The following is a 24,169-nucleotide window of genomic DNA, read 5'->3' on the forward strand; positions in this document are numbered from 1 at the left end:
TAAAAAGTATATAAGCGCCGGAGGCATGCTTATGAAGCGAATCGGAATTGTGGTTGCGATATTTTTTATCGCGGTGCAGGCAATTTGTGCGGACGAACCGTTTAAATATTATTCCGATTGGGAAACCGGATATAAAGGTTATGCGAAAGCAGAGTATATAGGGAAGGGCGATGCTGAGCGATATCTTGAAGAAATTAAAGAAAAATTTCAAAAAGCTGAGTTAGACGGAGAATATGACGTTTCCGATATATTAAAGCTTACGAAAGAGGATTTATGGCTGTGCCGATCCGCTTTGTCCGAATATGATTTGGAAGACGGAGAAATATACGGCGTATATTGGTATCGTACGCCGGATCAGGATACCGTTAAATTTTTGATAGCCGTTATAAAGGATAACGGAAATTCGTTTGACTATTATTTTGCAAAAGCTGTAACTGAAAAAGAGTAGTATTATTTTTTCGTTAATCCTCTAACCGAAGCCGAAAACTTTTCTTGCTGTTGCGGCAACCTCATTGATTATTTCATCTTGTAGGTGGTAATAAATCAACACAAGATGAGGATATAAAGACCGCCAAGAAAATGGCCGGGGGTATCGATTATGGAAAAATTGACTGAATTTGATATGGCAGAATATCTTGATACCGAAGAATTACAAAAAGGCTATCTTGATTATAATGCCAAAGAGGGAACACCTGAAGATTTACTCCGTGCAATAAACGCAGTGGCAAGAGCAAGGGGAATGACAAAGACGGCAAAAGAAGCGGGCATTACAAGAGATGGGCTCTGCAAGGCACTTGCCCCCGAAGCGAACCCCGCTTTTTCAACGGTGTTTAACATTCTCCACGCTATCGGCTATACGCTCACGCCTACACCGATAGCAAAAACGATGTAACGAATCGGAATATTAATCCTCTAACCGAAGCAGGCGATTTTTACATTTTTCGGCGCGTTTTGCAAAACGATTGATAAAGCCGTGCGGAATAATTATCGGTGATAATAATAGAAAAAATCGAAACAGTGTTCGAGACTGCAAACCGAGAGCAGGAGGAAACGTTATGAAAAATTTCGGAAAAGCATATATCGTGCTAAGCGCGTGTATCGTGTTTGCATTTGCGGGATGCAATAACTCCGGGGGGGGACGATTCACCGCAAGTCGTCCCTGTAAGCGGCGTAACGCTTAACAAGTCGACGCTTACGCTCGATGTCGATACATCGGAAAAACTTATCGCAACCGTAACTCCGGATAATGCCGCAGACAAATCGGTAAAATGGCTGTCAAGCAATACGGAGATTGCCACGGTAACGGAAGACGGTACGGTCAAGGCCGTATCCGACGGAACCGGTTCTTCCGGCGATACGGCAACGGTTACCGTACGGACGACGGACGGCGCAAAGACCGCTTCGTGTACCGTAAAGGTCGGTCCTGCAGGCACCGTCGTTCCTGTCGTGGGCATAGCACTCGACAACACGGCGTTGATGATGCAAAAAGGTGAAAAGAAAAAAATTACCGCGACGGTACTGCCCCGTACGGCGACGGATACAACGGTTTCGTGGTCGGTAAGCGGTTCCGCCGTTTCTCTGAGCGCAGCGACCGGTTCAAGCGTGACCGTAACGGCAAAAGACGGCGGTACGGCGACCGTGACGGCACAGGCGGGAAACAAAACCGCTTCATGCGAGATAACCGTAGGAGACCCGCTTTCAGTTCGGGTGACGCGGGCGAACGGTTCTCAGTACACCGTTTCCGAAATAGACAAGCTCGATTTAACAAAAGAATCCGATCGTGTCGATGTCGCGATTTTCGGTGCGTGGCGGAACAGTGATGTAAGCACGCTCGGCAGCAAAATAAAAGGCTCGAACGCAAACGTTTCTCTCGATATGACCGCGGCGATAGGTATAACAAAGATTGTCGGTTATTTTTTCGGCGGCTGTTTTGAAAACTGTGCAAAGCTGACGAATATTCGACTGCCCGTCAGCGTTACGGAAATCCAAGAGAATGCGTTTTCGGGTTGTACGGCATTGCGCGAACTTACGCTCGGAACCGGGGTAACGAAAATCGCATACGATACGCTTGTCCGCTGCACAGGGTTGAAAAGCCTTTCGATTTCCGACGGTACGCTCGTTACGGGTGGTTATGACGCAAGGCGATTGTTAAAAGATTGTACGAATCTTGAGTCCGTTACGGTTATCCATACCGCCGGCAATACGACGGGTATCGCGCAAAAAATATTTGCAGGGAAAAATATAAAAACGCTCGTCGTGTCGGACGGCGTCCCGGAAATAGGAGACGAAATGTTCGAAAACTGTGTATCTCTTACGACGGTTTCCGTTGCCGGCAGCGTACAATCGATCGGTAGGAGAGCATTTGCAGGCTGTGCCGCGCTTTCGAATTTAACGCTCAATAACGGGCTTGAGACGATAGGATCGAGCGCATTTAATCGCTGTGCCGCCCTTACCGACATAACGATACCGGATTCGGTAAGGGTAATTGATGGAAGCGCATTTAACGACTGCAGTGCGCTTACGAAGGCGACGTTGGGTAAAAATCTTACGGCGCTCGGAAATGATGCATTTTCAGGGTGCGGAGCGCTTAAAACCGTTGTCTTTTCGGAAGCGGGCGGTTCGGGTACTCTAACCGTCGGAGAAAGGGCCTTTATAAATTGTTCGGCGCTTACCGATATTTCGCTTCCCGCGAGCGTAACTAAGGTAGGTGCCAGGTCGTTTGCGGGATGCACTTCGTTGGAATCGATAAGTATCTATGATTCGTGTGCAACGGGTGATTTTTCTTTTGATTCTCAGCCGCTCTACAACTGTCCGAAGCTGAATAAAGCCGTCGTCCGTCATGCGGAAGGAAACACTGAAGGCTGGCCAGGCAAATTCTTCTGTAAGTCGGCCATAAAGGAAGTCGTCATAGAAGAAGGGGTTACGAGCATACCTAAAGAAGCTTTTGAGTATTGTAAAAACCTTACGACGGTTACGATTCCTTCGACCGTAGAGAAGATCGGATACAGGGCATTTGCTTTTTGTGAAAAGCTCACTGCCGTAACGCTGCCGAAAAAACTCCGCGAACTGGGCAACAGCGCTTTTAATGAGTGTACGGCGCTTTCTTCATTGAAAATGAACGATTCGCAGCTTTCCGTTTTACATAAATCCGTTTTTTCAAAATGCAGCGCTTTAACCGCCGTAACGCTCCCTGCCGGCATTACATCGATAGGGGCGAATGCATTTTCAAACTGTACAAAGCTGGACATAGAGACGTTTCCGCCGAATTTGCAAACGATCGGGGAGGAGGCCTTTTCGGCGGCGGGACTGAAAAAAGTTATACTGCCCGATACCGTGACGAGCATAGGAGAAAAAGCTTTTTATTACTGTACTGCGCTTAAAACGGTTTCTATCGGAAAAGGAGCCGTAACCGTCGGAAAAGAAGCGTTTGCCCAATGTAGTGCGCTTGACGATCTTACGATTTCCGAAAGCGATGCGGTCAAAACCTTAGAGGAAGGCGCATTCGGCAGCTGTGAGTCGCTTTCTGCCGTCGTCATTCCGAATAAGGTAACGGTAAAAGACGATGTATTTTTACGCTGTACCGGTCTCCGCCGCATAACGCTCAGCAAAGATGCCGTTGTTGAAGGAGGGAGTTATGGGCAATCAGGATTTCCGAGGGATATCAATATCAAAGTGCACTTTACCGGAACGCTTGCGGACTGGTGCGACGAAGCGACCCGTATTGATACACTGTCGAACTCGTATTCGCTGTATGTCATGCATAATAACGCGGAGAAGCCCATTACTCAGATTCCGTTGCAGGGTACCGAGTTAAGCGATATTGTATATATACGTGATCATGCATTTCAGAATTGTAAGAGCTTAAAGGAATTTCATCATTATTTTGCCAAATCGATTACGCATTTCGGCAAATATGCATTTGCAGATGCAGCCATCACGTATTTCGATATCGAAGGAGCGGCCTTTACTTCCGGTAATTACACTTGGTATAAGACGGAGGATAAAGCGGCATGGAAAGCGTCCGATGTGTCGAGGGCGGAAAAAGTCGATCCAACCAATATTGCCTTGGGAAGACCGACAACGGATTTTAAAGACTATAAGAAGAATGCCAAATATTATTGGTTTGCCGTGCCGAATCCTTGATTTTAATACGATAAAATAAAAAGCCTGTCGTGTTTATTGCACGGCAGGCTTTTTATCAGACATAGTATAACATACAATAAAGGAAATCACGGATACGGTACGCACACGCCCCCGCAAAACTGCGGAGCGTGTGCATTCCTTATTAATTATTATTTTTCTTTTCGTCGAATTCTTTTCCGAAAGGTTTTGTCACGTAGATGAGTACGGGCGTCATGAGGTAGTCGGCAGCGAGTGCCGTCGTCAAACCGATAATCGACAGCATACCGACGCGGTGTGTCGCATTCATCGGGCTGAACGAAAACACAAGGAACATGGCGCAGATGATGACCGTCGTCATACACATCGTCTTTCCGATTTCAAGGTATGTACGTAAAACCGCATCTCGATAATTGCCGTGCACTTCATAATAATATTTTACGTGATTGATGAAGTGGATCGTGTCGTCGACGGCGATGCCGAGTATCATCGGCATGACGGTCATCGTCATCATATCGAGCTGGAAGCGGAAATAGCCCATGATGCCGGCGAGTATAATCACCGGCGTTATATTCGGGATCATACCGATGAGTCCCGTTCGGATACTCATAAATACGAGGATGAGCATTGCGGCGATCATGATGAATGAGCCGGCAAAGGATTTTAATTCACCTCTTACGATTTTGCCGTTCATTTCCGCAAATTCGGCAACCGCTCCGATAGCCGAAACTTCGGCTCCGGGAAAAAGTTCTTCGGCCGCTTTTTCAGCATCCGCGATGTTCGATACGATTCGGTCGCTGTCGTATGTCGCGAGGTTGACGTTGACATATGCCATGTTGTAATCGGCATTGATCCAATTGTAGAGCCGGGTTCCGCCCGAACTTTCATAGAGAAAAAGTTCCTGCGTCAACAAAGCTTCGTCATCGGGAATAGTATAGTATGCCGCGTCGTCTCCGTTGAGCATGAGGTTCGTTTCTTTTACGATATCGAGAACCGATTGGACGCGCGGCGTACCGTTCGACTTGCGCGTCAAACTTAAGTTGCCGAGCCGATTTTCGAGTGCTTCGAGCGCTTTCATACGTTCAGGTTTTTTAAATTCGTCGACGTCCGGATACTCGATTAATATTTTATACGAAAACACGGAACCGAGCTGTGTATCCTGCAGTTTTACCAATCGTGCGATGTACGGAACCTTTGTACCGAGCATTTCGATATAATCGAGCGTTACGCGGATCTTGAAAATCCCCGGTATAAAAACCATGACCATTGCAAAGCCGATGATGAGAACCGCTTTACTGTGTTTGAGCACATGCTTTCCGAACGATTCGAACGCGAGATCGGTTTTCGTAGCTTTTTGCATCTGCGTGTTCCGGTCGGCTTTTTTGTCTTTACCGAACGAAAGCAAAACGGGAATTAAAATAATCGCATAAAGGAATACGACCAAAACGGTCGCCGAAGATGTCACGCCGAGCCATTTTAGAGGTCCGATATCGACGAAGGCGAAAGAGATGAGCGAAGCGATTGTCGTGAGTGCGGTAAAAAAGAGCGGCCAGCCGGTTTCTTCAACCGACGTGATGACGGATTCTTTCCGAAGCCCCGTCTGTCTGAAATGCAGTTTAAACGAATTGATGTAGTGGATTGAATAACCGACCGACAGCGCCATGCCGAGCAGAATAGGAATGCTCATCATATTTTGATCGGCGACGATACCGAAATACGCCATAAATCCGAATACGACGCAGATACCGCCGACGGTCGAAAAAACCGGTACGATCAGTCCCCGCAGCGACCGGACGAATAAAATCAAACAGATGATCATAGCGATAAAGCCGCTTATGATATTGCGGGACATTTCCCGCCTCATTACGTCCCTTTCTTCGCATTCGGTATACGGCGTTCCCGCACAGATGAGATTCCATTTGTCGCTTTGCCATTTCGGGTCGTCGAGCAGTTTGTGCGCCGCCCTGCCGGCTTTATACATACCGGTGCGCGCTTTATTGTCTTCTTCGCCGTAACCGTACAAGTTGAGGATGACCCACGTTTCGGTCGCATCTTCGGAAACGAGTTTGTTTGCGATCGCTTTGCGAGACAGGAGAAATTGTCTGATGGAATCCATCTCCGCTTTGCCTTCCGCCGTGTGCGTATCGGGGATCCCGTTTTTGAAAGGCGTGACGACTTCCATGCCGTCTTCCGTTCCTTTTATAACCGATACTTCAACTACGGATGTTACTTCGCGCGCATACGGAATCGATTCAAGCATTTCGTTTCCGAGCCGGTCGATCATGTTGAGAACATCGGAATCGAATATATCTTTTGATTGAACCAAAACCGTGATGACGTCTTCGTTTCCGAATGTTTGTTCAAAGCGGTCGGTTGCGAGTTTGATTTTTTCTTTGTCGCCGAACCAATCTTCCTGCGAATCTTCGGCAACGAATTTTCTCAAACCCGAAAACCCGACCGCCGTGATGATGAACATGGCGATTAAAAAAAGCCATCTGAATTTAATTTGGATTTCGCCGAATTTGCGAAACGCTTTGTTTATTTCCAAAACTTTCATAGAAGCTCCTATTGTTAGCTTATGCTAATTATATCGTCGTGTCAAGAATAAAAAAACCTGCCGATCGGAACGGAAAAATTTTATCCGTTTATAATGTGCGGCTTTGCATAAAAAATTTGACAAGCCGAAAAAGCGGATTTATACTGTTTTATATTGCGGAATTAGGAATTCTTTACTGTGCTGCCGAATCAACGCCGCAAAAAGGAGGATTTTAAAAATTATGGAAAAAAAAGAAGGTTTTAAATTAGGTCTCTTGCCGCAGCTGGGCTTGGGAATTATTGCCGGCGTATTGTTGGGACTGTTCGTACCCGCTTCGGTGATGGGTATTATCGCAACGATTAAAAAATTGCTCGGATCGCTCATCTTTTTTGCCGTTCCACTCGTCATTTTCGGTTTTATCGCTCCGGCAATTTGCGATTTGAAAGCAAATGCGGGAAAGATGCTCGGTGCGTTTTTGCTGATGTCGTATGCGTCCGCCGTCGGCGCATCGTTGTTTTCAACCGTGGCGGGCTATGTACTGATTCCGTTTTTGCACATTCCGTCACAGGCCGCCGCGCTGCTTGAAGTGCCGGCAACTCCATTCGCATTGAATATCCAGCCCATTATGCCGGTTATGACAGCTTTGCTGCTCGCAATTTTGGCGGGTATTTCGGTTATCTGGACGAAGGCTGCGACCGTTGAAAAACTTTTGAAAGAAATACAGGCAATGGTTCTTGCTGTCGTCAACCGTGTTATCGTTCCGGTGCTGCCGTTCTTTATCGCGACGACGTTTGCCGAACTCGCATACAACGGCAGTTTGACGCGCCAGCTTCCGGTATTTTTAAAAGTCATCGTTATCGTATTGATCGGGCATTTTATTTGGATGACGCTGCTCTATCTTATCGGCGGAGCGGTTTCAAAGAAAAATCCGCTTGAAGTCGTAAAGCACTACGGTCCGGCATACGCTACGGCAGTCGGTACGATGTCGAGCGCGGCAACGCTTCCGGTCGCTTTGCGCTGTGCGCATAAATCGAGCGCTTTACCTTCGGATATCGTCGACTTTGCCATTCCGCTCGGCGCGACGACGCACTTGTGCGGATCGGTTTTGACCGAAACATTTTTTGCCATGACGATTTCCCAGCTGCTCTACGGTTCGGTTCCTTCCATCGGAACGATGGTTTTGTTTTCATTCCTGTTCGGAGTATTTGCCGTAGGAGCACCCGGTGTGCCCGGCGGAACGGTTATGGCATCGCTCGGTATCGTTATCAGCGTTCTCGGTTTTAACGAAATCGGTACGGGATTGCTCATTGCGATTTTTGCGCTGCAGGACAGCTTCGGTACCGCATGCAACGTAACCGGCGACGGCGCCCTTGCGTTGATTTTGCGAGGCATCTTTTACAATTCCGATGGGACTGCAAAAAAGGCGGCAAAGGTCGTCGATTGATCGCTTTCGTCGTGTCCGCAGTATTGTCTGTGGTATCGATTTCGGATAGAGTCGATACCGCAGCATCCGCGGATGCCCGATTTTTCCCGCAACGCTGCGTATATAATACGTTTTATTTCTCCTGACATATTTTTTTTAATTGCTCTTGACAAAATTTAAACAACTCTCTATAGTCCTGTAAGTTACCGAACAATCGGTAACCTTTTTCATCCGTAACTGTTTGGGAATTATATGACGGAAGGTCTTTCAACGCGGGACAGAATAATCGACGCTGCATTTTCGTTTTACCGCAATCCGGTATTTACGAATATTTCGCTGTCTCAGATCGCGCAAAAAGTCGGCATCAGCAAAGCGGCTATCTTTAAACATTTTTCGAACAAAGAAGCGCTCGGTCAGGCGTTGTTTGAGCGTATGTTCGACGGCATCGCCGAAGCGATACGGCGGATGATCGAATGCTATAAAAACGGTAAGCGCGTCGAAGCGATGTCCGAGGCGATTGATTTTCTCGTCAATCATCGCGAATATGTCATGTATTTTCAATCTCGGTAATGTATTGCCGATGAGGCGACTCTTGTACACGAGCTCCGTAAGCGCGGCGTGGCCGTGCCCGATTCTTTTTTCCGCGCCGACGGTTCGCTTAAAGATATCGATCTCTATGTGACGAGCATCTACGTCGGTACGACGATTTTTATTTTTGCGCTGCTTCGTTTTCAAGCGCTCGATACGAATGCTCCGAACATTGCTGACTCCGCCGACTTTGCGGATAAGCTTGCAGCCCTGATTGAAAACGGTATCGGAAAAAATATTCCCGAAAGAGAGCGGTTCGCACAGCTCGATGCGCGTTTTAAATCCGCAATGCAAAAAAAAGCGCCGCTTACCGACGAGCTTCTTGCATTCGCTTCCGTCGTATCCGAATACGGAGCTGCGGGCATTACTATCGAACGTGTGGCAAAAAAATTGAGACTCGCCAAAAGCTCTCTTTATTCGCGTTATAAAAATAAAAGCGAAATGATCGAATCGCTTATAAAAAACGAAGTGATTCGGATGCACGGTATGATCGCCGAAAATATAGAAGGTTTGACGACCGGTGAAGAATGTACGTATGCCGTCCTCCGAACGGAACTGCTGTATTTTATAAAGTATCCGGAGATAGTCGATATCTGTTCGAGTCTCATCGGCATCAACGATTTTGTCGATCGTGTCGAAGCACTTGATTTTGTCGATACGATATATGATTCGGTTTATTGGAAGCGTTTTATCGCTTCGTTTCCCGATGTCGGTATACCCCCGACCTCTCGACGCGTTCTCGGCTGGTTTTTTGCTCTCGTCGTTACGATGTTTATCCATTGCCGGAGGCTCGGTTTTTCGGACAAGCGTATGTTTGCCGCATTGAAAAAAATATACGCGATGACGGAATCGGGAATCGGAGCACTTCCGTTCGATGTTTCGGATGCGGTTAATAATTTGTATGAACTTAGGAGCTGAGATGAATATATGCAATAAAAAATACAAAGCGATATTATTAATTTTTTTTAGCGTCGTGCTGCGCTCGTTCGCTCAAAACGGCGATGCTTCTTCCGGCGGTGAGCCTTTGCAAAATGCGGCAGGCGATACGGCTGCGACAGCTGTAAAGACCGCCGCTGCCAAAAGCGCCGAGACGGTAACGCTTACCCTCGATGAAGCGGTAGCCTATGCGCGTGCCCACAGCCGCGCACTCAAAAGCGCGGATATCGATTTGGAGATAGCCAAGCGCGCATCCGATAATGCGTGGAACGTATTTTTACCCGATGTACGGGCGACGGGAACGCTCAATCGTACGACGGATATCAGCGGTTCGATAGAACAGGCAAATGCACTCGGTGCGATGGGGGCTGCGGTTTTTGGGACGCCGTATACGCCTGTTTCGGAAACGGAAAGCATGCACTGGGCGGCTGTCGGAAACATAAGCGCGGGTGTGAATTTGAGTCTTGCGTACATCGGTCAAATACGCGCGGCAAAGGCGGGTTACGAAGGCGGAAAAATCACGCGGGAGCAAACCGAACGAAAAACGATTACGAATGTTAAAAAATTATTTTTCGCTCTTTTGCTGCAGCGGGACAGTCTTGCCATTCAGCGGGAAACGCTCGAAAACGCACGGCGGCGGAGCGAGCAGGCGGCGGTGAATTATCGGAACGGAACGATCCCCGAACTGCAGCTTTTGCAGGCGCAAGTGCAATATGAAAATCAAATTCCCGAAACGGAGCAGGCTGAAACTTCTCTTGCACAGCAGCTCGATATGTTCGTGTTTTTGCTCGGTATGCCTTCCGGCACGAAGCTTGAGCTTGAGGGTTCGATCGATCCCTCTCTCATCGATATGGACGCAGGCGATCTCATCGCAAAGTACGGAAATTCGTCGCTCGCTTTGCGCTCCCTCGATAACAATATCGAAACGCTCGAGCACAATCTTTCGGCGCTCGACTTTGCAAGTTTTTCACCGGCTCTGTCTTTGAATTGGAATTACCAGCCGATGCTTCGCGACGCCTTCGATTCGAATTGGTTCGATAAGGATAATTGGAACGATAACGGCGCGTTCAGTGCGACGCTCGCGTGGAACATCACGAATATGCTGCCCTTTTCGTCAAACCGCCAAAAAGCGAAAGACCTTCGTGCGAATCTCGAAAAGCTTAAAATTTCGCGCGAACAGCTTACGGAAAATCAAAAGCTCGAAGTGCGCACTGCGATCAATACGCTCGATCAGGCAAAACGCCAGATCGATTCGATGCAGCGCAACGTCGCTCTCGCACAGCGCTCGTATGCGATGACGCTGCGTTCGTATCAAAACGGTACGACCGAACTGCTCGATCTCCGCGATGCGGAACGGCAGCTCAATCAAGCGCGGCTCGGTTTGGCGAATCAGCGCTATCAATATATTACGGCATTGCTCAATCTCGAAGAAACGTTGAATACGGATTTGACGATAAAAAATACCGCAGCAACGGCAAACGGAGGAACTCGATGAAATATTCGAATCGCTTTATACAAATCGCCCGCATCGCATCGATCGTTTTAATAATCGCTTCGATCGCGGGCTGCAAAAAAAATACGGCTGCCGCCGGCGGTGAAGGAGACGATATCGTTTACGCCGTCAACACGTATAAAATCGAAAAGGGCAACCTCGATCAATATCTCGAATTCGGAGGGGACGTCGCATCGGTTTCGGCGGTCGACGTGCTGCCGGACATGAGCGGAAAAATTTCACGCGTGCTTTCGAACATCGGCGATACGGTTGCAAAAGATCAAGTGATCGCATACGTCGATGCGAGCCGACCCGGCATGTCGTACAGCGAAAGTCCCGTGCGCGCTCCGGTAAGCGGAAGGATCATCACATCCATGCCGTCGGTCGGTGCGACGGTTTCTCAGACGATGCCCGTCGTGCAGATCGGCAATACCGACGATTTGGAAATCCGTGTCAATATTCCCGAGCGCTTTGTGAGCCGCATCCGACGCGGACAGTCGGCGACCGCGCAGTTTGCGGCTTATCCCGGCATCGACTTTACGGCAAAGGTCGTTGAAGTATCTCCCGTGCTCGATACGACGACGCGGACGATGGCGGTAAAGCTGCATCTTGCTCCGCCGGATGAGCGCATTAAAGTCGGCATGTACGGAAGCGTCCGCCTCATTACCGACAGTATACAAAACGCGATCGTCGTTCCGTCGGGAGCCGTCATCACGCGGGCGGGTAAGCCGTATATCTTTGCAATTGCGTCTCAGGCGCAAGGCGATAAAGCCGCCGTCGTAAAAATGTTGGCGGTAACGGAAGGTATCTCCGTCGACAACCGTACGGAAATTACGAGCGGGCTTTCGGCAGGCGATGAAATCGTCGTAAAAGGGCAGACGCTCTTAAACGACGGCGCAAAGGTAAACATCATCGGTGCTGCAAACTGAAGTGAGATCGGGTTTTTTCAAACGTTTTGCGCATCGATATGAAATTTATTAATTATTAAGGAAGTCGTATAATGACATTATCGGAATACTCAGTCAATAAGCCCGTCACCGTATTGCTGACGTTTATAGCGCTCATCGGACTCGGCATTTACTGTACGACGCAGCTCCCTGTCGATATGTATCCCAATATGAAGCTGCCGTATATGCTCGTCTACACGGAATACAAAAACGCCGGGCCCGAAGAAGTCGAGCAGAGTCTGACGCGCATATTGGAAAGCGGACTTTCCGGCGCAACCGGTTTGAAATACATACGTTCGCAGTCATCATCCGGGTTGAGTCTCATTTTTATGGAATTCAATTACGGTACGAATCTCGATGCAGCGGTCGCCGAAATACGCGATAAAATCGATTTGGTGCGGAGTTACCTGCCGAAAGGCGCATCTTCGCCGACGACGATCAGAGCCGATCCTTCGCTCATACCGATCATGGCGCTTGCGCTGGAAGGAAACAGAACGCCCGAAGAACTTCGCCGATACGCGAAGGATATCGTGCAGCCCCGGCTTGAACAGATCGACGGCGTTGCGTCTGCAGAGATCGTCGGCGGCCGTGAAAAATCGATCAACGTCGACATACCGCGCGACCGGCTCGAAGCGTACGGTCTTTCCATCACTTCCGTCGCGCAGATGATAGGTTCGCAAAACGTACAGAGTTCCGGCGGTACGATCACGAGCGGCGATATCAATTATACGATAAAAACGAGCGGCAAATATACGAGTATCGAAGATTTGAAAAATACCGTCATTTCGTATAAAGCGTCGGCAGCTTCGGGTTCGGCGAGACCTCGCGTGGCAACGATCCGCCTGCGCGACGTCGCCGATGTGTACGAAGGCTACAAAGATGAAAACACGCTCGCCTATCTGAACGGAACGCCCTGCGTTATACTGAACATCCAAAAACAGAGCGGAAAAAATTCCGTAAATGCGGCGCACGCGGTGCGCAAGGCGATCAAAGCCGTAAAAGCCGAACTGCCGTCCGACGTCGATATAATCGAATCGTCGAACGATACCGATATCATTGAACAGACGATCGCGGAAGTCGTAAAATCCGTCATACAGGGAGCGCTGCTTGCGATCATCGTGCTGTTTATATTTTTGCGTTCGATAAAGAGTACCGTCATCATCGGTCTTGCAATTCCCGTATCGGTCGTCATTACGCTGTTCCTCATGTATTTTATGAATATTTCGATCAATATGATCTCTATGGCGGGTTTGCTGCTCGGCATCGGTATGCTCGTCGACAACTCGATCGTCGTCCTCGAAAATATCTACGCGTACCGGCAAAAAGACGCGAAGCCGCGAGTCGCCGCAGTGCTCGGCTCTCAAGAGATGATCCTTTCGATCAGTGCGAGTACGTTTACGTCGGTATGTATTTTTCTTCCGATGCTCATGTTCAAAGGTCAGCTCGGCATTATGGGACAGATTTTCAGCGACCTTGCAATGACGATAATCTTTTCGCTTTTGTGTTCGCTCGTCGTTGCGATCGTCCTCGTACCCGTGCTGAGTTCGAAGTATCTCCGCATTGATAAACTCGCGGACAGGGGAGAAGGCGTGCGGTTCGAAATCAACCGCCGTTTTACGCACTTTTTTTCGCTGATTGATGACGCGTATGCACGCGGCGTCAAATTCGTTTTATATCATCGGAAGCTGTGCATCTTTTCGCTCATTGCTCTGTTCGTGCTGTCCGTTGCGACCGTCAAATTCATCGGTTTTATTTTTATGCCGGAACCCGCATCGAATACCGTTTCCGTCAAATTCGAACTGCCGAAAGGAACTCGGCTTGAAGTTACCGACGATACGCTCCGCGGATTTCAAACGACGGCGGGGCAGGAATTAAAGGGCGTCAAACATTCGGCAACGACGGTCGGCGGCACGGATATATTTTCGTCGACGTCGGGAACGAATACCGGTACAGTGACGTTTACGCTCTATCCGACCGAAGAGCGCGAAAAGGGCTGGGACAACGAAAAGTCGGCAAAGGCGAAGCTTCGAAAATATTTTAATAAAATTCCGGGTGTAAAGGTAAGCTTTGCACAAAATCAAAACGGCATGTCGACCGGCGGTATCAGCATCAACGTGCGCTGCGATGATTTAAATAAACTCCGCACGATCGGCGCTCAGCTTGAAGAGCTTTTAAAAGAGCAGGCACAGGATGTCGTTACCGAAGTTTCAAGCGATTTGGAAGACGGACTGCCGCAGGTAGAATTGGTATTCGACCGCGAACGTATGTACGAATTGGGAGTAAACGTATATACGGTCGGAAGCGAAGTGACGGCGCTCATCAACGGTACCACCGCGAGCCGCTATACCGACAACGGCGACGATATCGATGTCATAGTGCGGCTTTCGAAAAAAGATAAAACGAAACTTGCCGATTTGGATTTGCTTTCGATCGTAAACGCATCGGGAGAGCGCATCCCGCTTTCGAACTTCGCATACTACAAAGAGACGACTTCTCCCGTTACGATTTTGCGGCAAAATCAGGCGCGCGTCATTCACATCACGGCAAAGCCGATCATGGGTCTTTCGCTTGATAAAGTGCAGGACAAAATACAAAAGCTTATCAATGAAAATATCCCGAAAGATGAAAATGTACGCATCGGATTTTCAGGCGACTATGAAGATATGATGGAAGCCGCACGGAACTTCGGCTTGATTATCATGATGGCGTCGATCCTCGTGTTTATCGTCATGGCAAGTCAATTCGAATCCTTTATGGATCCGTTTATCGTTTTGTTTACGATACCGCTGTCTTTTATCGGTGTCATTACGATCTATGCGATAAGCGCTTCGCGCTTGAGCGTCGTCACCGTTATGGGGCTTCTCGTTTTGGTCGGTACGATCGTCAATAACGGCATCGTCCTCGTGGATTATACGAATCTGCTCCGCAAGCGCGGTCTTGCTCTCGAAGAAGCGTGTATCGAAGCCGCGAAAAACCGTCTGCGCCCGATTTTGATGAGTACGCTCACGACCGTTATTTCGCTCATGCCGATGGCGTTTTTTCCCGGAGAGGGTTCGGCGACCATGCAGCCTATAAGTTTGACGGTGTTCGGCGGTATGACTTTCGGTTCTTTGATGACGCTCTTTGTGATGCCGACCGTGTATTACATCGTCAATTCGAGACGGCAGCGGAAGCTTGAGCGAAAACTGCTTCGTGCTCGCGAATCGTAAAAGAATTAAAACGGAGTCGTTATGAACGAAACAAATGGAATAGGGCGCGTTCGAATGGAGATCATATTTTCCCAGGCGCTGGAAGAAGATTTTCAACAGGAATTTGCCGAACGAAAAGTCGGATCGCACTTTACGAAAATTCCTTCGGTGATGGGCGCCGGTTACGGAAATCCGCGTCTCGGAGACTCGGTATGGCCGCAGCTCAATACGATGTACATCATCTATTGCGGACGAGATGAAGAAGCCGAACTGAAATCGATTATTAAAAAGCTGCGGGAAAAATATACGACCGAATGCGTCGGTTGTTTTATAAGCGAAGCGGAAGAGTTTTAGCGGAAAGAGGAGCGGAGATATTTTTAATAAGGTTGATAAAAATATTCTTCCGTTTCTATGAGGAGATATCCGGTGATTACATTTTGCGATAGATCCGAATACTTTGTAGAAAACTGCGATACATATTTTACCGCCGTGCGCGACGGATTTTATAAAGGGAATAATATTTTATATGACGACTACGAATTTATTTTCGACGGCGATATATATAAAATTAATAAAAAGCGGATTTGTAAAAGAGTGGTTTATGCAAAATCGCAGGTACGAAAGTTGGGCAGCGATCGTGCTGTGATTTCATTTGAAATCGTGATTTCTTTTTCTCAATCCGGGATATTACGATATATATACATCGTCAAAGAAGCGAAGTAAGAGTCTGCGAGATTTTAACGGCCTATCGCGGAGATCGTTCGTTGTGATATGAACCGAACAGAGAGCGGTTTTTTTCACCGTTCGTGTTTTGCCGCTGTTTCCGTTCCTCCATTTCCGCTTATACTTTATTTTTTGTCCCGAAGCTGCAGATGTAGGCGAGGTCTTTTTTGTGTCCGTTGAAAAAGCGGAACATTTGTTTGAACATCGCCTTGTTTTCTTTTTTCATCGCGTTGCTTATGATTTTCAGTACACCGGCAAGGCCTTCGTCGTGGATCATGCCGCGCGGGCTCATCAGCGTCATCTCTCCGCATTTTTGCGTAACGGTAAAGCCGTTTTTGCAAAAGAGCGCTTCCCAGCCGGCGGCATCGAGCGGCTCAACGCTCACGTTTATGGCTTTGCTTAAAGCACTCCGCAGTTTTTTTTGCTCGGCGGGATCGGATGTCCTGAGAGCGACATCGTGCGTTAAAAGCAGTCCTCCCGGCTTGAGTACGCGGAAATATTCTTTGAGCGCCTTGTCTTTTTTGTCACCGATAAGCATCGTCAGCATCGCTTCGTTGACGACGATGTCGAAACTTGCATCTTCAAACGGCAGCGCGAGCGCATCGCCGTGAATCAGCGTCAGCTTGTCTTCAAGATGATTTTTTTTGATATTTGCGTCAGCTTTTTTGAGCGCATCTTTATCGAGATCCACGCCGGTGATCTTGCAGCCGAATTTTTTCGACAGCTGAATCATCGTCCTTCCCATATTGCACGCGACTTCAAGAATTTTCGTATCGCTTTTTATATTTGCCTGTTCGATGAGCCATGCGGTCGCATCGATTCCTCCGGGACGCAGCGTCGTTTTGCCCAGCCTTGCCAAAAATATATGCCCCGCTTCACCGTACATACTGTCTCCTTTTTTCTGCGCGTACAGCTGCCGCAAAAGCAATCGGTTTTTTTTGACAAATCGCCGAGTTTAAAAGTAAGTCAGCTGTACGCTATACATCTCTGTGGTGCAAACTGCAATCAGTCGCGGACGAGCAGCAAAGCCATTTTGAATTTGCCTTCCGCTTTGACGTAGTGCTTGCCGTTTTTATCGAACTTAAAGTTTTCGCCTTCGTGAATGCGGTACTCTTTTCCTTCGTATCCGATAATGCCCTCGCCGTCGAGACAGAAGATAATCGCGTCTCCGGGTGCGGAATGTTCGGACAATCCCGTTCCCGCATCGAAAGCCATAATCACAAATTTGGTTTTGTCGCCGTCGACGAGGTCCATGTTTACAATCTTTCCGTCTTTATAAGGAAGAAGATCTTTTAATGCGAAAACCTTCGCGCTCTTTAAAATGTCGTTCATAATACACTCCTTATCTAAAAGTATTTCCGAATATATGCATCCCGTTTTGCTCCGTATGCCGACGGGAATGTTTTGCGGTACGATAAAAATGTCGCCTGTGCGAAGCGCCTGCGTTTCGGCCGTCAAATACAGCACTTCGGCGCTGCCTTCTTCGATCTTCCAAATTTTCGGATGGTCGTAGCTTTCGGGACTGATGTTCGTGCCTGCAGCAATCGAAAAAACAATCATACTGCACGCACCGCCCTGCAGCACTTTTTCCGAAACCGTACACCCTTCCACCGGTGCATTGTCTTTTGCGATGGAAAATATATGTTTGCTTTTCAGCATATCGGCCTCCGTAAATTACCTGTAACTAACATACTGTAAATCCGGTGCGGAATCCGTTGCTCCGGCAACAAAATTACGGAAAAAGTTTTTTTCATCCGTTTCGTATGTCGGTCGATAAAGCGATTTCCGGCCGTGCGGTAAGTTCAATTCAGCGTTACCGTTTTTCCTTCAATTTGAATAATTCCTTCGCGCTTCATGCGGCTCAGCTCGCGCGAGACGGCGCTCCTGTCCGCCGATATGAATTGCGCGAGTTTTTCGCGCGTAAACGGCAGCGTAAACGGATTGCGGCGCAGCGCATTTTGCGTAAGATGCAGATAAAATAAAAGCTTGTCGCGGAGCGTCGGCTGCGCCAAAAGCTGAATTTTCATGTTGAGGTGCTGAATGTCGCGCGCCATTTCCCGCAACAGGTTTTCAAGTACGATTATGCGGTAGGGGCAGCCGCACCGATTTGTGCCGTCTTCCGAGGGAAGCTGAATGAACAAAACCTTTGTCTTTTCCGCGCTGATAATGCGCAAAAACGGGTTCGCCTGTCTGAGGCAGCACAGCGCTTCTCCGAAAGATTCCCCGCGTCCGATTTCTTTGAGCAGCACGGTTTTGCCGTCTACACCGATTTGTTCGGCGTGAACGCTTCCGTCGACCACGATTCCCGCATGAGAGACGATGTCGTCGGAGCGGTATATTTCCTGCCCGCACTCGAACGATTTATAAAATCCGCGCAGGCAGGCGATCGCTTTGTCTATGTCTTTGGCGGGAATCCCTTTGAATACCGCCGTTCGCGCCAAAAACGACGTGTAAAAATTCAGCATTTTTTCCCCGTTTGTTGCAGCGGCAACGGAATTTATTATTAGTTTATGCTAACTTTTGGGCAGTGTCAATCATCCGGAGGTATTAGAGATGAAAAAAATAGTGTTTGCCGCGGCCGCGCTGTTTATTGCGCTGAACTGTGCCGCCTTTGCAAAGGAACAGGTGATCCGCATCGGCATGCCGAAAGCGCCGCCCGCTTTGCCCGTTTTGCGCATGATCGAATCGAATGCGCTCGGCGAAAATGTCAAAATCGAATATACGATTTGGGATGCGCCGGAAAAACTTATCGCGATGGTGCAGAGCGGCGATTTCGATATGTTTGCGTTTCCGCTGACGGTCATCGCAAAGCTGTACAACAAGGGCGTTCCCGTAACGCTGACGAACGTGGACACGTGGGGCGTTTCGTATTTTTTGACGACCGATCCCGCGCTTAAAAACTGGTCGGACTTAAAAGGGAAGACCGTGTACGTCCCGCTGCAGTCTTCGCCGCCCGACGTTATCACGCAGTTTTTTATGAAAAAAGCCGGACTTACGCCGAAAAAAGACGTAACGATTATCTACTCTTCGCGTCCGGAAATTGCGCAGATGATGGCTGCCGGAAAAATTCAATATGCGACGATGATCGAACCGCAGGTTACGGCGATTTTAATGCAGAATAAAAATGCGCGTGTCGCGTTTTCGTTCGAAGAAGAATGGAAAAAAGTTACCGACGACAATACGATCATTCCGAATGCGGGCTTCGGCGCAAAATCGAAATTCATAAAAGACAATGCCGCCCTTGTCGCACGCTTTGAAGCGGAATACGAAAAGGCGCTGAACTGGGTGCTGCAAAATCCCGACAAGGCGGCTGCTCTTGCCGATTCCAAGCTCGGCATGAAAGCGCAGGTTGTGCAAAGAGCGATTCCGCGCATGGGGCTTATCTATAAAAACGCATACGATGCGAAAGCCGACTTGCAGCAGTTTTGGCAGCTTTTAGTCGATTTTGATCCGGCGACGATCGGCGGAAAAGTTCCCGATGAAAAAATCCTCTATAAAAAATAACTGCATAGCGGCGCTCGCCATGCTTGCACTGTGGCAGGTACTCTCTTTGGCGTACCCGCCGCTTGTAGTGCCGCCGATTCCGGCCGTCGGTAAAATACTCGCGCGTATTTTGTCCGCTCCCGATCTTTTGCACGAAGCGGCAAAAACTTTGGGCAGGCTTGGCGCAGGGCTTTTTTTCGGCATTGCGGCGGGCTGCCTCGTCGGCTATGTGTGCGGCGTGTGCAAAACGTGCCGGGAACTGTGCAAGCCGGTTCTCGGCGTGCTGCAGGTTGTGCCGCCTGTTGCGCTGCTCGTGCTTGCGATTATTTGGTTCGGTTTTAACGGAAAGCCCGCCGTCCTTATCGTCGCGGTTGCGATTTTTCCGATTATCGCGATTTCGGTACAGGATGCGGTTTTGCATGTAGACCGAAAACTGCTTGAGATGGGAACCGTGTTCAAATATACGAAAAAGCAGCGCTTTTTTTTAATCACGTGGCCGTCCGTAAAGCCGCAGTTTTATTCCGGTTTGCGGATCGCCTTGGGTACCGCATCAAAAACGGTCGTTATGGGCGAAGTGCTGACGACTTCTTCCGGCATCGGCGGGCAAATTGTGAACGCGCGTTTGAATATCGAACCGGAAGCGATTATCGCGTGGACGGTCGTGTCGGTGTGCATGTACTATGTGTTGGAAGCCGCCGTCGCCCTGCTGTTTGTGCCGAAGGAACAAAAATATGCTCAGCGTAAACAATCTTAAAAAAATCTACAACGGCAAAACGGTTATCGACCGTCTTTCTTTTTTTGTGAACAGCGGCGACATCGCAGTTATCGTCGGGCCTTCCGGCTGCGGAAAGTCGACGCTGCTCAATATCGTCGCGGGGCTCGATACGAATTTTGAAGGCTTGCTGCAAACGGGCGGCAAAAAAATCGGCTATGTGTTTCAGGAAGACAGGATTCTTCCCTGGCTGACCGTCGCACAAAATATCAAATCGGTAAACCCCGAAGGCGACGATAAAGAAGTGCAGCGCTTTATCGATATGGCGGGCCTTACCGGATTCGAGCGCTATTATCCTGACGAACTGAGCGGCGGTATGAAGCAGCGCTGTTCGATTGCGCGCGCCCTCTATTACGGCAGTGAGCTTTTACTTATGGACGAACCGTTCAAGTCGCTCGACTACGGCATCAGACATAAGATGATTGCCGATTTAGTTGCGATCCATCAAAAAGAAAACAATACGATTTTATTCGTTACGCACGACATCGAAGAAGCGCTTTCGGTTGCCGACGTTATTTTCGTGTGCAAAAAAAATCCGATGCGCCTTGCCGATACGCTTGACCTGCACGACAAAAGCGGACTTACGCCCGCAAAAAAGCAGGAATTAAAAGACGGGATTTTACGGATAATAACGGAGCAAAGCTGACGGCGATAATGAGCCTTGAGTTTGACAAAGCGCGCCATACAATTTACAATGAGCGCATGATTACGCAAAAAATGCTCACAGTCGGAAAATCTCATGCGCTCGTCTTCAAAAATGCGGTACCGTGCATGTTCGGGGTATTGCTGCTTGCGATCTTCGCTTCCTGCGCTACGGTAAAAGGGCGTTCTATGCGTTATCCGGTGCACGTTACGAATACGCGCGTCGTCGATCTGCTTTCGCCTTCGGATATCGCTTTTCCGATCGACGCTCTGTATATGTTTACCGCGAGTTTCGGCACTTCGTCCTTTTATATGCAGGCATTTATACAGGCGAACGAAGGCGGTATTTTTATTAATCTGCTGAACGATTTCGGGTCGGATATGGGTACGCTCACGTATACGGGCGGGGAACTTTCGCTTGCGTCGTCAGTGCTGCCGTCTTCGCTGAAAGCGCAGTATATCGTCGCGGATATTCAGTTTGCGTATTACGATGCGGATGCGGTCGCGCGGTCCCTGCGCAGTGCGGGGCTCGATTTTATCGTTACGAAGGACGACGGCATGGAATTGCGCAGGATCATGAACGGTAAAAAATGCATCGAAGAGATATCGATTTCATCTTCGTCGGTGAGTATCATCAACCATCTCCGCGGCTACGAATATCATCTCACGGAGGCCTTGTGACGGATCCGGTGTATCTTTCAAAGCCCGGCGTCGTGTGTGCGGCGGGTTCTTCGGTCGATGAATTGTGGCGGTCATGCGCCGCAGGCGACCGATCGGGCATAAAAAAACTGCGCTCTCTTTCCGGCAAAGAATTTTTTGCGGGACGGGCGGACGATAAAGCTTTGCATGAAACGGCGGCACGCTTCGATACGCGGTGTATCCGCCTCGAAGATGCGGCTCTCGTGCAAATCGAGCGGGAAATATTGGGTGCGCTTTCGGCGTACGGTCCCTCGCGCGTCGCCGTCTGTGTCGGCTCGTGCGATAACGGCACGGAACTTTCGCTTCCCGCTCACGCGGCTTTTATCGCGGACGGAGCTTTTCCCGCAAGGTATACGCTTGAAGTGCAGGGTGCGGATTACGCGGCGACTTACGTGTCGGAAAAATACGGTATACGCGGACCCGCTCTTGCGTTCAGCACTGCGTGTTCGTCGAGCGCCGGCGCGATCATCAAAGCTGCGGAATTGTTAAAAAGCGGACTTGCGGATGCGGTGATTGCAGGCGGCGTCGATGTCGTTTCCGATACGGTGCTTCTCGGTTTCGATTCTCTCGAAGCCGTTTCGCCGGAGATAACGAATCCGCTCAGCGCAAACCGGAAAGGCATTACGCTCGGAGAAGGCGCTGCTTTTTTCGTTATGACGAGGGATGCTCCGAAAGAAGGAGAGCCCGTGCGGCTTTTCGGTTGGGGAGAAAGCGCGGACGCTTACCACATGACGTCCCCCGATCCTTCCGGTGCGGGAGCTGCGCGTGCAATGAAAGCGGCGCTCGTCCGTGCGGAACTCATGCCGGATCAAATCGATTATATCAATCTGCACGGAACGGGTACGAAATTCAACGATGCGATGGAAGCGAAAGCCGTCGCCGAAGTGTTTGCGGACTGTGCAGTTTCCGTCGGTTCTACAAAGCCGCTTACGGGGCATACGCTCGGCGCGGCAGGTGCATTGGAAGCTGCAATATGCTATACTGCATTGGTTGAAAACGCGGGAAAAACGGAAGGCGATATCGTGCTTCCGAAACACGTATGGGACGGCGAATACGACCCGGATCTGCCGCTTTTGAATATTGCGGGTACCGTCGGTGCTGAGCACAAGGGTCGGGTAAAAATCTGCATGTCGAATTCTTTTGCGTTCGGCGGTGCGAATGCGAGCCTGGTGCTGGGTTTGGCGTGATTGTGTTCCATGCCGTTGCGCCCGCATACGGCTTGCGTCTTCGAAAGGTGCATTCGCAGAGAAGCGTATACGGAGCAATTGCGTGCAGAGTGCACGGGAAAAAAACGAGGAGAACTATGGAAAGCGAAACGATACGTGAAGATTTACCTCAGCGCATCGAGCGCGATGTGCTGATCGATCTTTTGCCGCACAAGGGAAAGATGTTTTTGCTCAGCCGCGTAACGCAGCACGACGCTGAAGCGCATACGGTTACGAGTGAATACGATATTACGCCGGAGTGTATCTTTTACGAAGCTGCGTCCGACGGTGTGCCGACGTGGGCAGGTTTTGAATTTATGGCGCAGGGTATTTCGGCGCTGACGGGCATTACGAATAAAGCGCTCGGCCGCTATCCTCGTCCCGGTTTTATTTTAAGCGTCAGCAAATTCAAAGCGGCCGTTCCGTATCTGAAAAGCGGTACGACGATCGTGATGAAGATAAAAGAAGATTACCGCTCCGAAATGACATACAGTTACAACTGCGAACTTTTCGCATCGGCGTCGGACAAGGAGCCTGCCGTTTCATCGACGATCACCGTCATGGAAACGGAAGATATTACGAATTTGTTTAAAGACGAATGATCGATAAACGATTTGCCGCACGCGGTGCGGTGAAACTCATGAGGAGTTTTTATGGCGGATGAAGCGAAAAAAATAATCGTTACCGGAGCGTCGGGCGGGATCGGCCGCGCGATTGCAGTGGAAGCGGCGAAAGCCGGCTACTACGTGATTTGCCACTACAATCACGGAAAGGAAAAGGCGGAAGAAACGCTTGCTCGGATTACGGCTTCCGGAGGAAAAGGAGAGCTCGTACAATTCAATGTCGCCGACAGGGCCGACTGCAAGGCGAAGCTCGACGCGCTCACGGAAAAACACGGAGCGCTGTGGGGCGTGGTGAGCAATGCGGGTATCACGCGGGACAACACTTTCGTCGGATTGACCGGAGAAGATTGGGATGCGGTGATCCGCACGAATCTCGACAGCTTTTTCAACGTGATCCAGCCCCTTGTCATGCCGATGGCGCGCAAAAAGAAGGGTCGTATCATCGCCGTGTCGTCGGTGAGCGGCATCATGGGAAACCGGGGACAGACGAATTACAGCGCGTCGAAAGCGGGGATCATCGGAGCGGCAAAAGCGCTTGCGGTCGAACTTGCGAGCCGGCACATTACCGTAAACACGATCGCTCCCGGCGTTATCGAAACGGATATGACGGCCGCGATCAACGAAGAAGCGAAAAAGATCATCATGCAGACCATTCCGATGGCCAGGGCGGGAAAGCCCGAAGAAGTCGCGTCTCTCGCGGTGTTTTTACTGTCGGAAAGCGCATCGTATATTACGAGGCAAGTGATCGCCGTCGACGGCGGCATCCACTGAATTATTAATTAATAATATTGTG

At 49.3% G+C, this 24,169-nt stretch carries 21 protein-coding genes; 17 read left to right on the top strand and 4 right to left on the bottom strand.

All coding sequences use genetic code 11. From position 1 onward, the window contains the following. Positions 1-31: 31 nt before the first annotated feature. From H9I35_RS07950 to H9I35_RS07960, 3 genes are all read left to right on the top strand, one after another. The gene (locus tag H9I35_RS07950) at positions 32-448 is read left to right on the top strand and encodes a hypothetical protein (protein ID WP_187418886.1); all 417 of its coding nucleotides are present in this window, start codon (positions 32-34) and stop codon (positions 446-448) included. A gap of 150 nt (positions 449-598) precedes the next feature. Further along, positions 599-892, top strand: coding sequence for an addiction module antidote protein (locus H9I35_RS07955; RefSeq protein WP_187418887.1), 294 nt, complete (start codon positions 599-601; stop codon positions 890-892). A 218-nt stretch (positions 893-1,110) separates the two neighbouring features. Continuing rightward, positions 1,111-4,143: a leucine-rich repeat protein gene (locus H9I35_RS07960; RefSeq protein WP_187418888.1), complete on the top strand. Its 3,033-nt coding sequence runs from the start codon at positions 1,111-1,113 to the stop codon at positions 4,141-4,143. Positions 4,144-4,285: 142 nt separating this feature from the next. Here H9I35_RS07960 and H9I35_RS07965 read toward each other — a convergent pair whose 3' ends face one another. Then, positions 4,286-6,676 carry an efflux RND transporter permease subunit gene (locus H9I35_RS07965; RefSeq protein WP_187418889.1) on the bottom strand — a complete coding sequence of 797 codons (2,391 nt, stop codon included), beginning with the start codon at positions 6,674-6,676 and terminating at the stop codon, positions 4,286-4,288. A gap of 220 nt (positions 6,677-6,896) precedes the next feature. On the opposite strand from H9I35_RS07965, the gene H9I35_RS07970 reads away from it, so the two are divergent. The 7 genes from H9I35_RS07970 (at position 6,897) to H9I35_RS08000 (ending at position 15,583) form a co-directional block, all read left to right on the top strand. Continuing rightward, a complete protein-coding gene (locus H9I35_RS07970) occupies positions 6,897-8,099 on the top strand; it encodes a dicarboxylate/amino acid:cation symporter (RefSeq protein ID WP_187418890.1) in 1,203 nt (400 codons plus the stop codon). Between the two features lie 231 nt (positions 8,100-8,330). Further along, positions 8,331-8,648 (top strand): TetR/AcrR family transcriptional regulator, encoded by a 318-nt coding sequence (locus tag H9I35_RS07975; RefSeq protein WP_187418891.1) that lies wholly within the window; start codon positions 8,331-8,333, stop codon positions 8,646-8,648. Positions 8,649-8,702: 54 nt separating this feature from the next. Continuing rightward, positions 8,703-9,584 carry a TetR/AcrR family transcriptional regulator gene (locus H9I35_RS07980; RefSeq protein ID WP_187418892.1) on the top strand — a complete coding sequence of 294 codons (882 nt, stop codon included), beginning with the start codon at positions 8,703-8,705 and terminating at the stop codon, positions 9,582-9,584. Position 9,585: 1 nt separating this feature from the next. Beyond that, on the top strand, positions 9,586-11,097 hold the full coding sequence (locus H9I35_RS07985; RefSeq protein WP_187418893.1) for a TolC family protein: 1,512 nt from the start codon (positions 9,586-9,588) through the stop codon (positions 11,095-11,097). Further along, entirely contained in the window at positions 11,094-12,023 is a 930-nt protein-coding gene (locus tag H9I35_RS07990; RefSeq protein WP_187418894.1) for an efflux RND transporter periplasmic adaptor subunit, read from the top strand. Before H9I35_RS07985 ends, H9I35_RS07990 begins: the two co-directional genes overlap by 4 nt. A 71-nt stretch (positions 12,024-12,094) precedes the next feature. Continuing rightward, positions 12,095-15,250: an efflux RND transporter permease subunit gene (locus H9I35_RS07995; RefSeq protein WP_187418895.1), complete on the top strand. Its 3,156-nt coding sequence runs from the start codon at positions 12,095-12,097 to the stop codon at positions 15,248-15,250. Positions 15,251-15,271: 21 nt separating this feature from the next. Beyond that, positions 15,272-15,583 carry a PG0541 family transporter-associated protein gene (locus tag H9I35_RS08000; protein ID WP_187418896.1) on the top strand — a complete coding sequence of 104 codons (312 nt, stop codon included), beginning with the start codon at positions 15,272-15,274 and terminating at the stop codon, positions 15,581-15,583. A gap of 487 nt (positions 15,584-16,070) precedes the next feature. Here H9I35_RS08000 and H9I35_RS08005 read toward each other — a convergent pair whose 3' ends face one another. The 3 genes from H9I35_RS08005 to H9I35_RS08015 form a co-directional block, all read right to left on the bottom strand. Further along, complete coding sequence (locus H9I35_RS08005) at positions 16,071-16,838, bottom strand: class I SAM-dependent methyltransferase (protein ID WP_187418897.1); 768 nt, start codon at positions 16,836-16,838, stop codon at positions 16,071-16,073. 119 nt (positions 16,839-16,957) lie between these two features. Beyond that, complete coding sequence (locus tag H9I35_RS08010) at positions 16,958-17,611, bottom strand: cupin domain-containing protein (RefSeq protein ID WP_187418898.1); 654 nt, start codon at positions 17,609-17,611, stop codon at positions 16,958-16,960. Positions 17,612-17,754: 143 nt separating this feature from the next. Next, positions 17,755-18,417, bottom strand: a complete 663-nt coding sequence (locus H9I35_RS08015) for a Crp/Fnr family transcriptional regulator (protein ID WP_187418899.1) — start codon at positions 18,415-18,417, stop codon at positions 17,755-17,757. An 88-nt stretch (positions 18,418-18,505) separates the two neighbouring features. Here H9I35_RS08015 and H9I35_RS08020 point away from each other — a divergent pair, with 88 nt between their 5' ends. The 7 genes from H9I35_RS08020 to fabG all read left to right on the top strand — a co-directional run bounded on the left by H9I35_RS08020 (position 18,506) and on the right by fabG (position 24,147). Next, positions 18,506-19,456, top strand: a complete 951-nt coding sequence (locus tag H9I35_RS08020) for an ABC transporter substrate-binding protein (RefSeq protein ID WP_187418900.1) — start codon at positions 18,506-18,508, stop codon at positions 19,454-19,456. Next, positions 19,431-20,189 carry an ABC transporter permease gene (locus tag H9I35_RS08025; RefSeq protein ID WP_180487311.1) on the top strand — a complete coding sequence of 253 codons (759 nt, stop codon included), beginning with the start codon at positions 19,431-19,433 and terminating at the stop codon, positions 20,187-20,189. Before H9I35_RS08020 ends, H9I35_RS08025 begins: the two co-directional genes overlap by 26 nt. Continuing rightward, positions 20,167-20,853, top strand: coding sequence for an ABC transporter ATP-binding protein (locus H9I35_RS08030; RefSeq protein ID WP_187418901.1), 687 nt, complete (start codon positions 20,167-20,169; stop codon positions 20,851-20,853). Before H9I35_RS08025 ends, H9I35_RS08030 begins: the two co-directional genes overlap by 23 nt. Before the next feature lie 56 nt (positions 20,854-20,909). Beyond that, entirely contained in the window at positions 20,910-21,530 is a 621-nt protein-coding gene (locus H9I35_RS08035; RefSeq protein WP_187418902.1) for a DUF3261 domain-containing protein, read from the top strand. Further along, positions 21,527-22,735, top strand: a complete 1,209-nt coding sequence (locus H9I35_RS08040) for a beta-ketoacyl synthase N-terminal-like domain-containing protein (RefSeq protein WP_187418903.1) — start codon at positions 21,527-21,529, stop codon at positions 22,733-22,735. The genes H9I35_RS08035 and H9I35_RS08040 overlap by 4 nt, the downstream gene beginning before the upstream one ends. A 116-nt stretch (positions 22,736-22,851) precedes the next feature. Further along, positions 22,852-23,355 (top strand): hotdog family protein, encoded by a 504-nt coding sequence (locus tag H9I35_RS08045; protein ID WP_187418904.1) that lies wholly within the window; start codon positions 22,852-22,854, stop codon positions 23,353-23,355. A 51-nt stretch (positions 23,356-23,406) separates the two neighbouring features. Beyond that, on the top strand, positions 23,407-24,147 hold the full coding sequence (fabG, locus tag H9I35_RS08050) for a 3-oxoacyl-ACP reductase FabG (RefSeq protein WP_187418905.1): 741 nt from the start codon (positions 23,407-23,409) through the stop codon (positions 24,145-24,147). Positions 24,148-24,169 lie beyond the last annotated feature (22 nt).

Source organism: Treponema sp. Marseille-Q4132 (assembly GCF_014334835.1).
GTDB classification, from domain to species: Bacteria; Spirochaetota; Spirochaetia; order Treponematales; family Treponemataceae; genus Treponema_D; species Treponema_D paredis.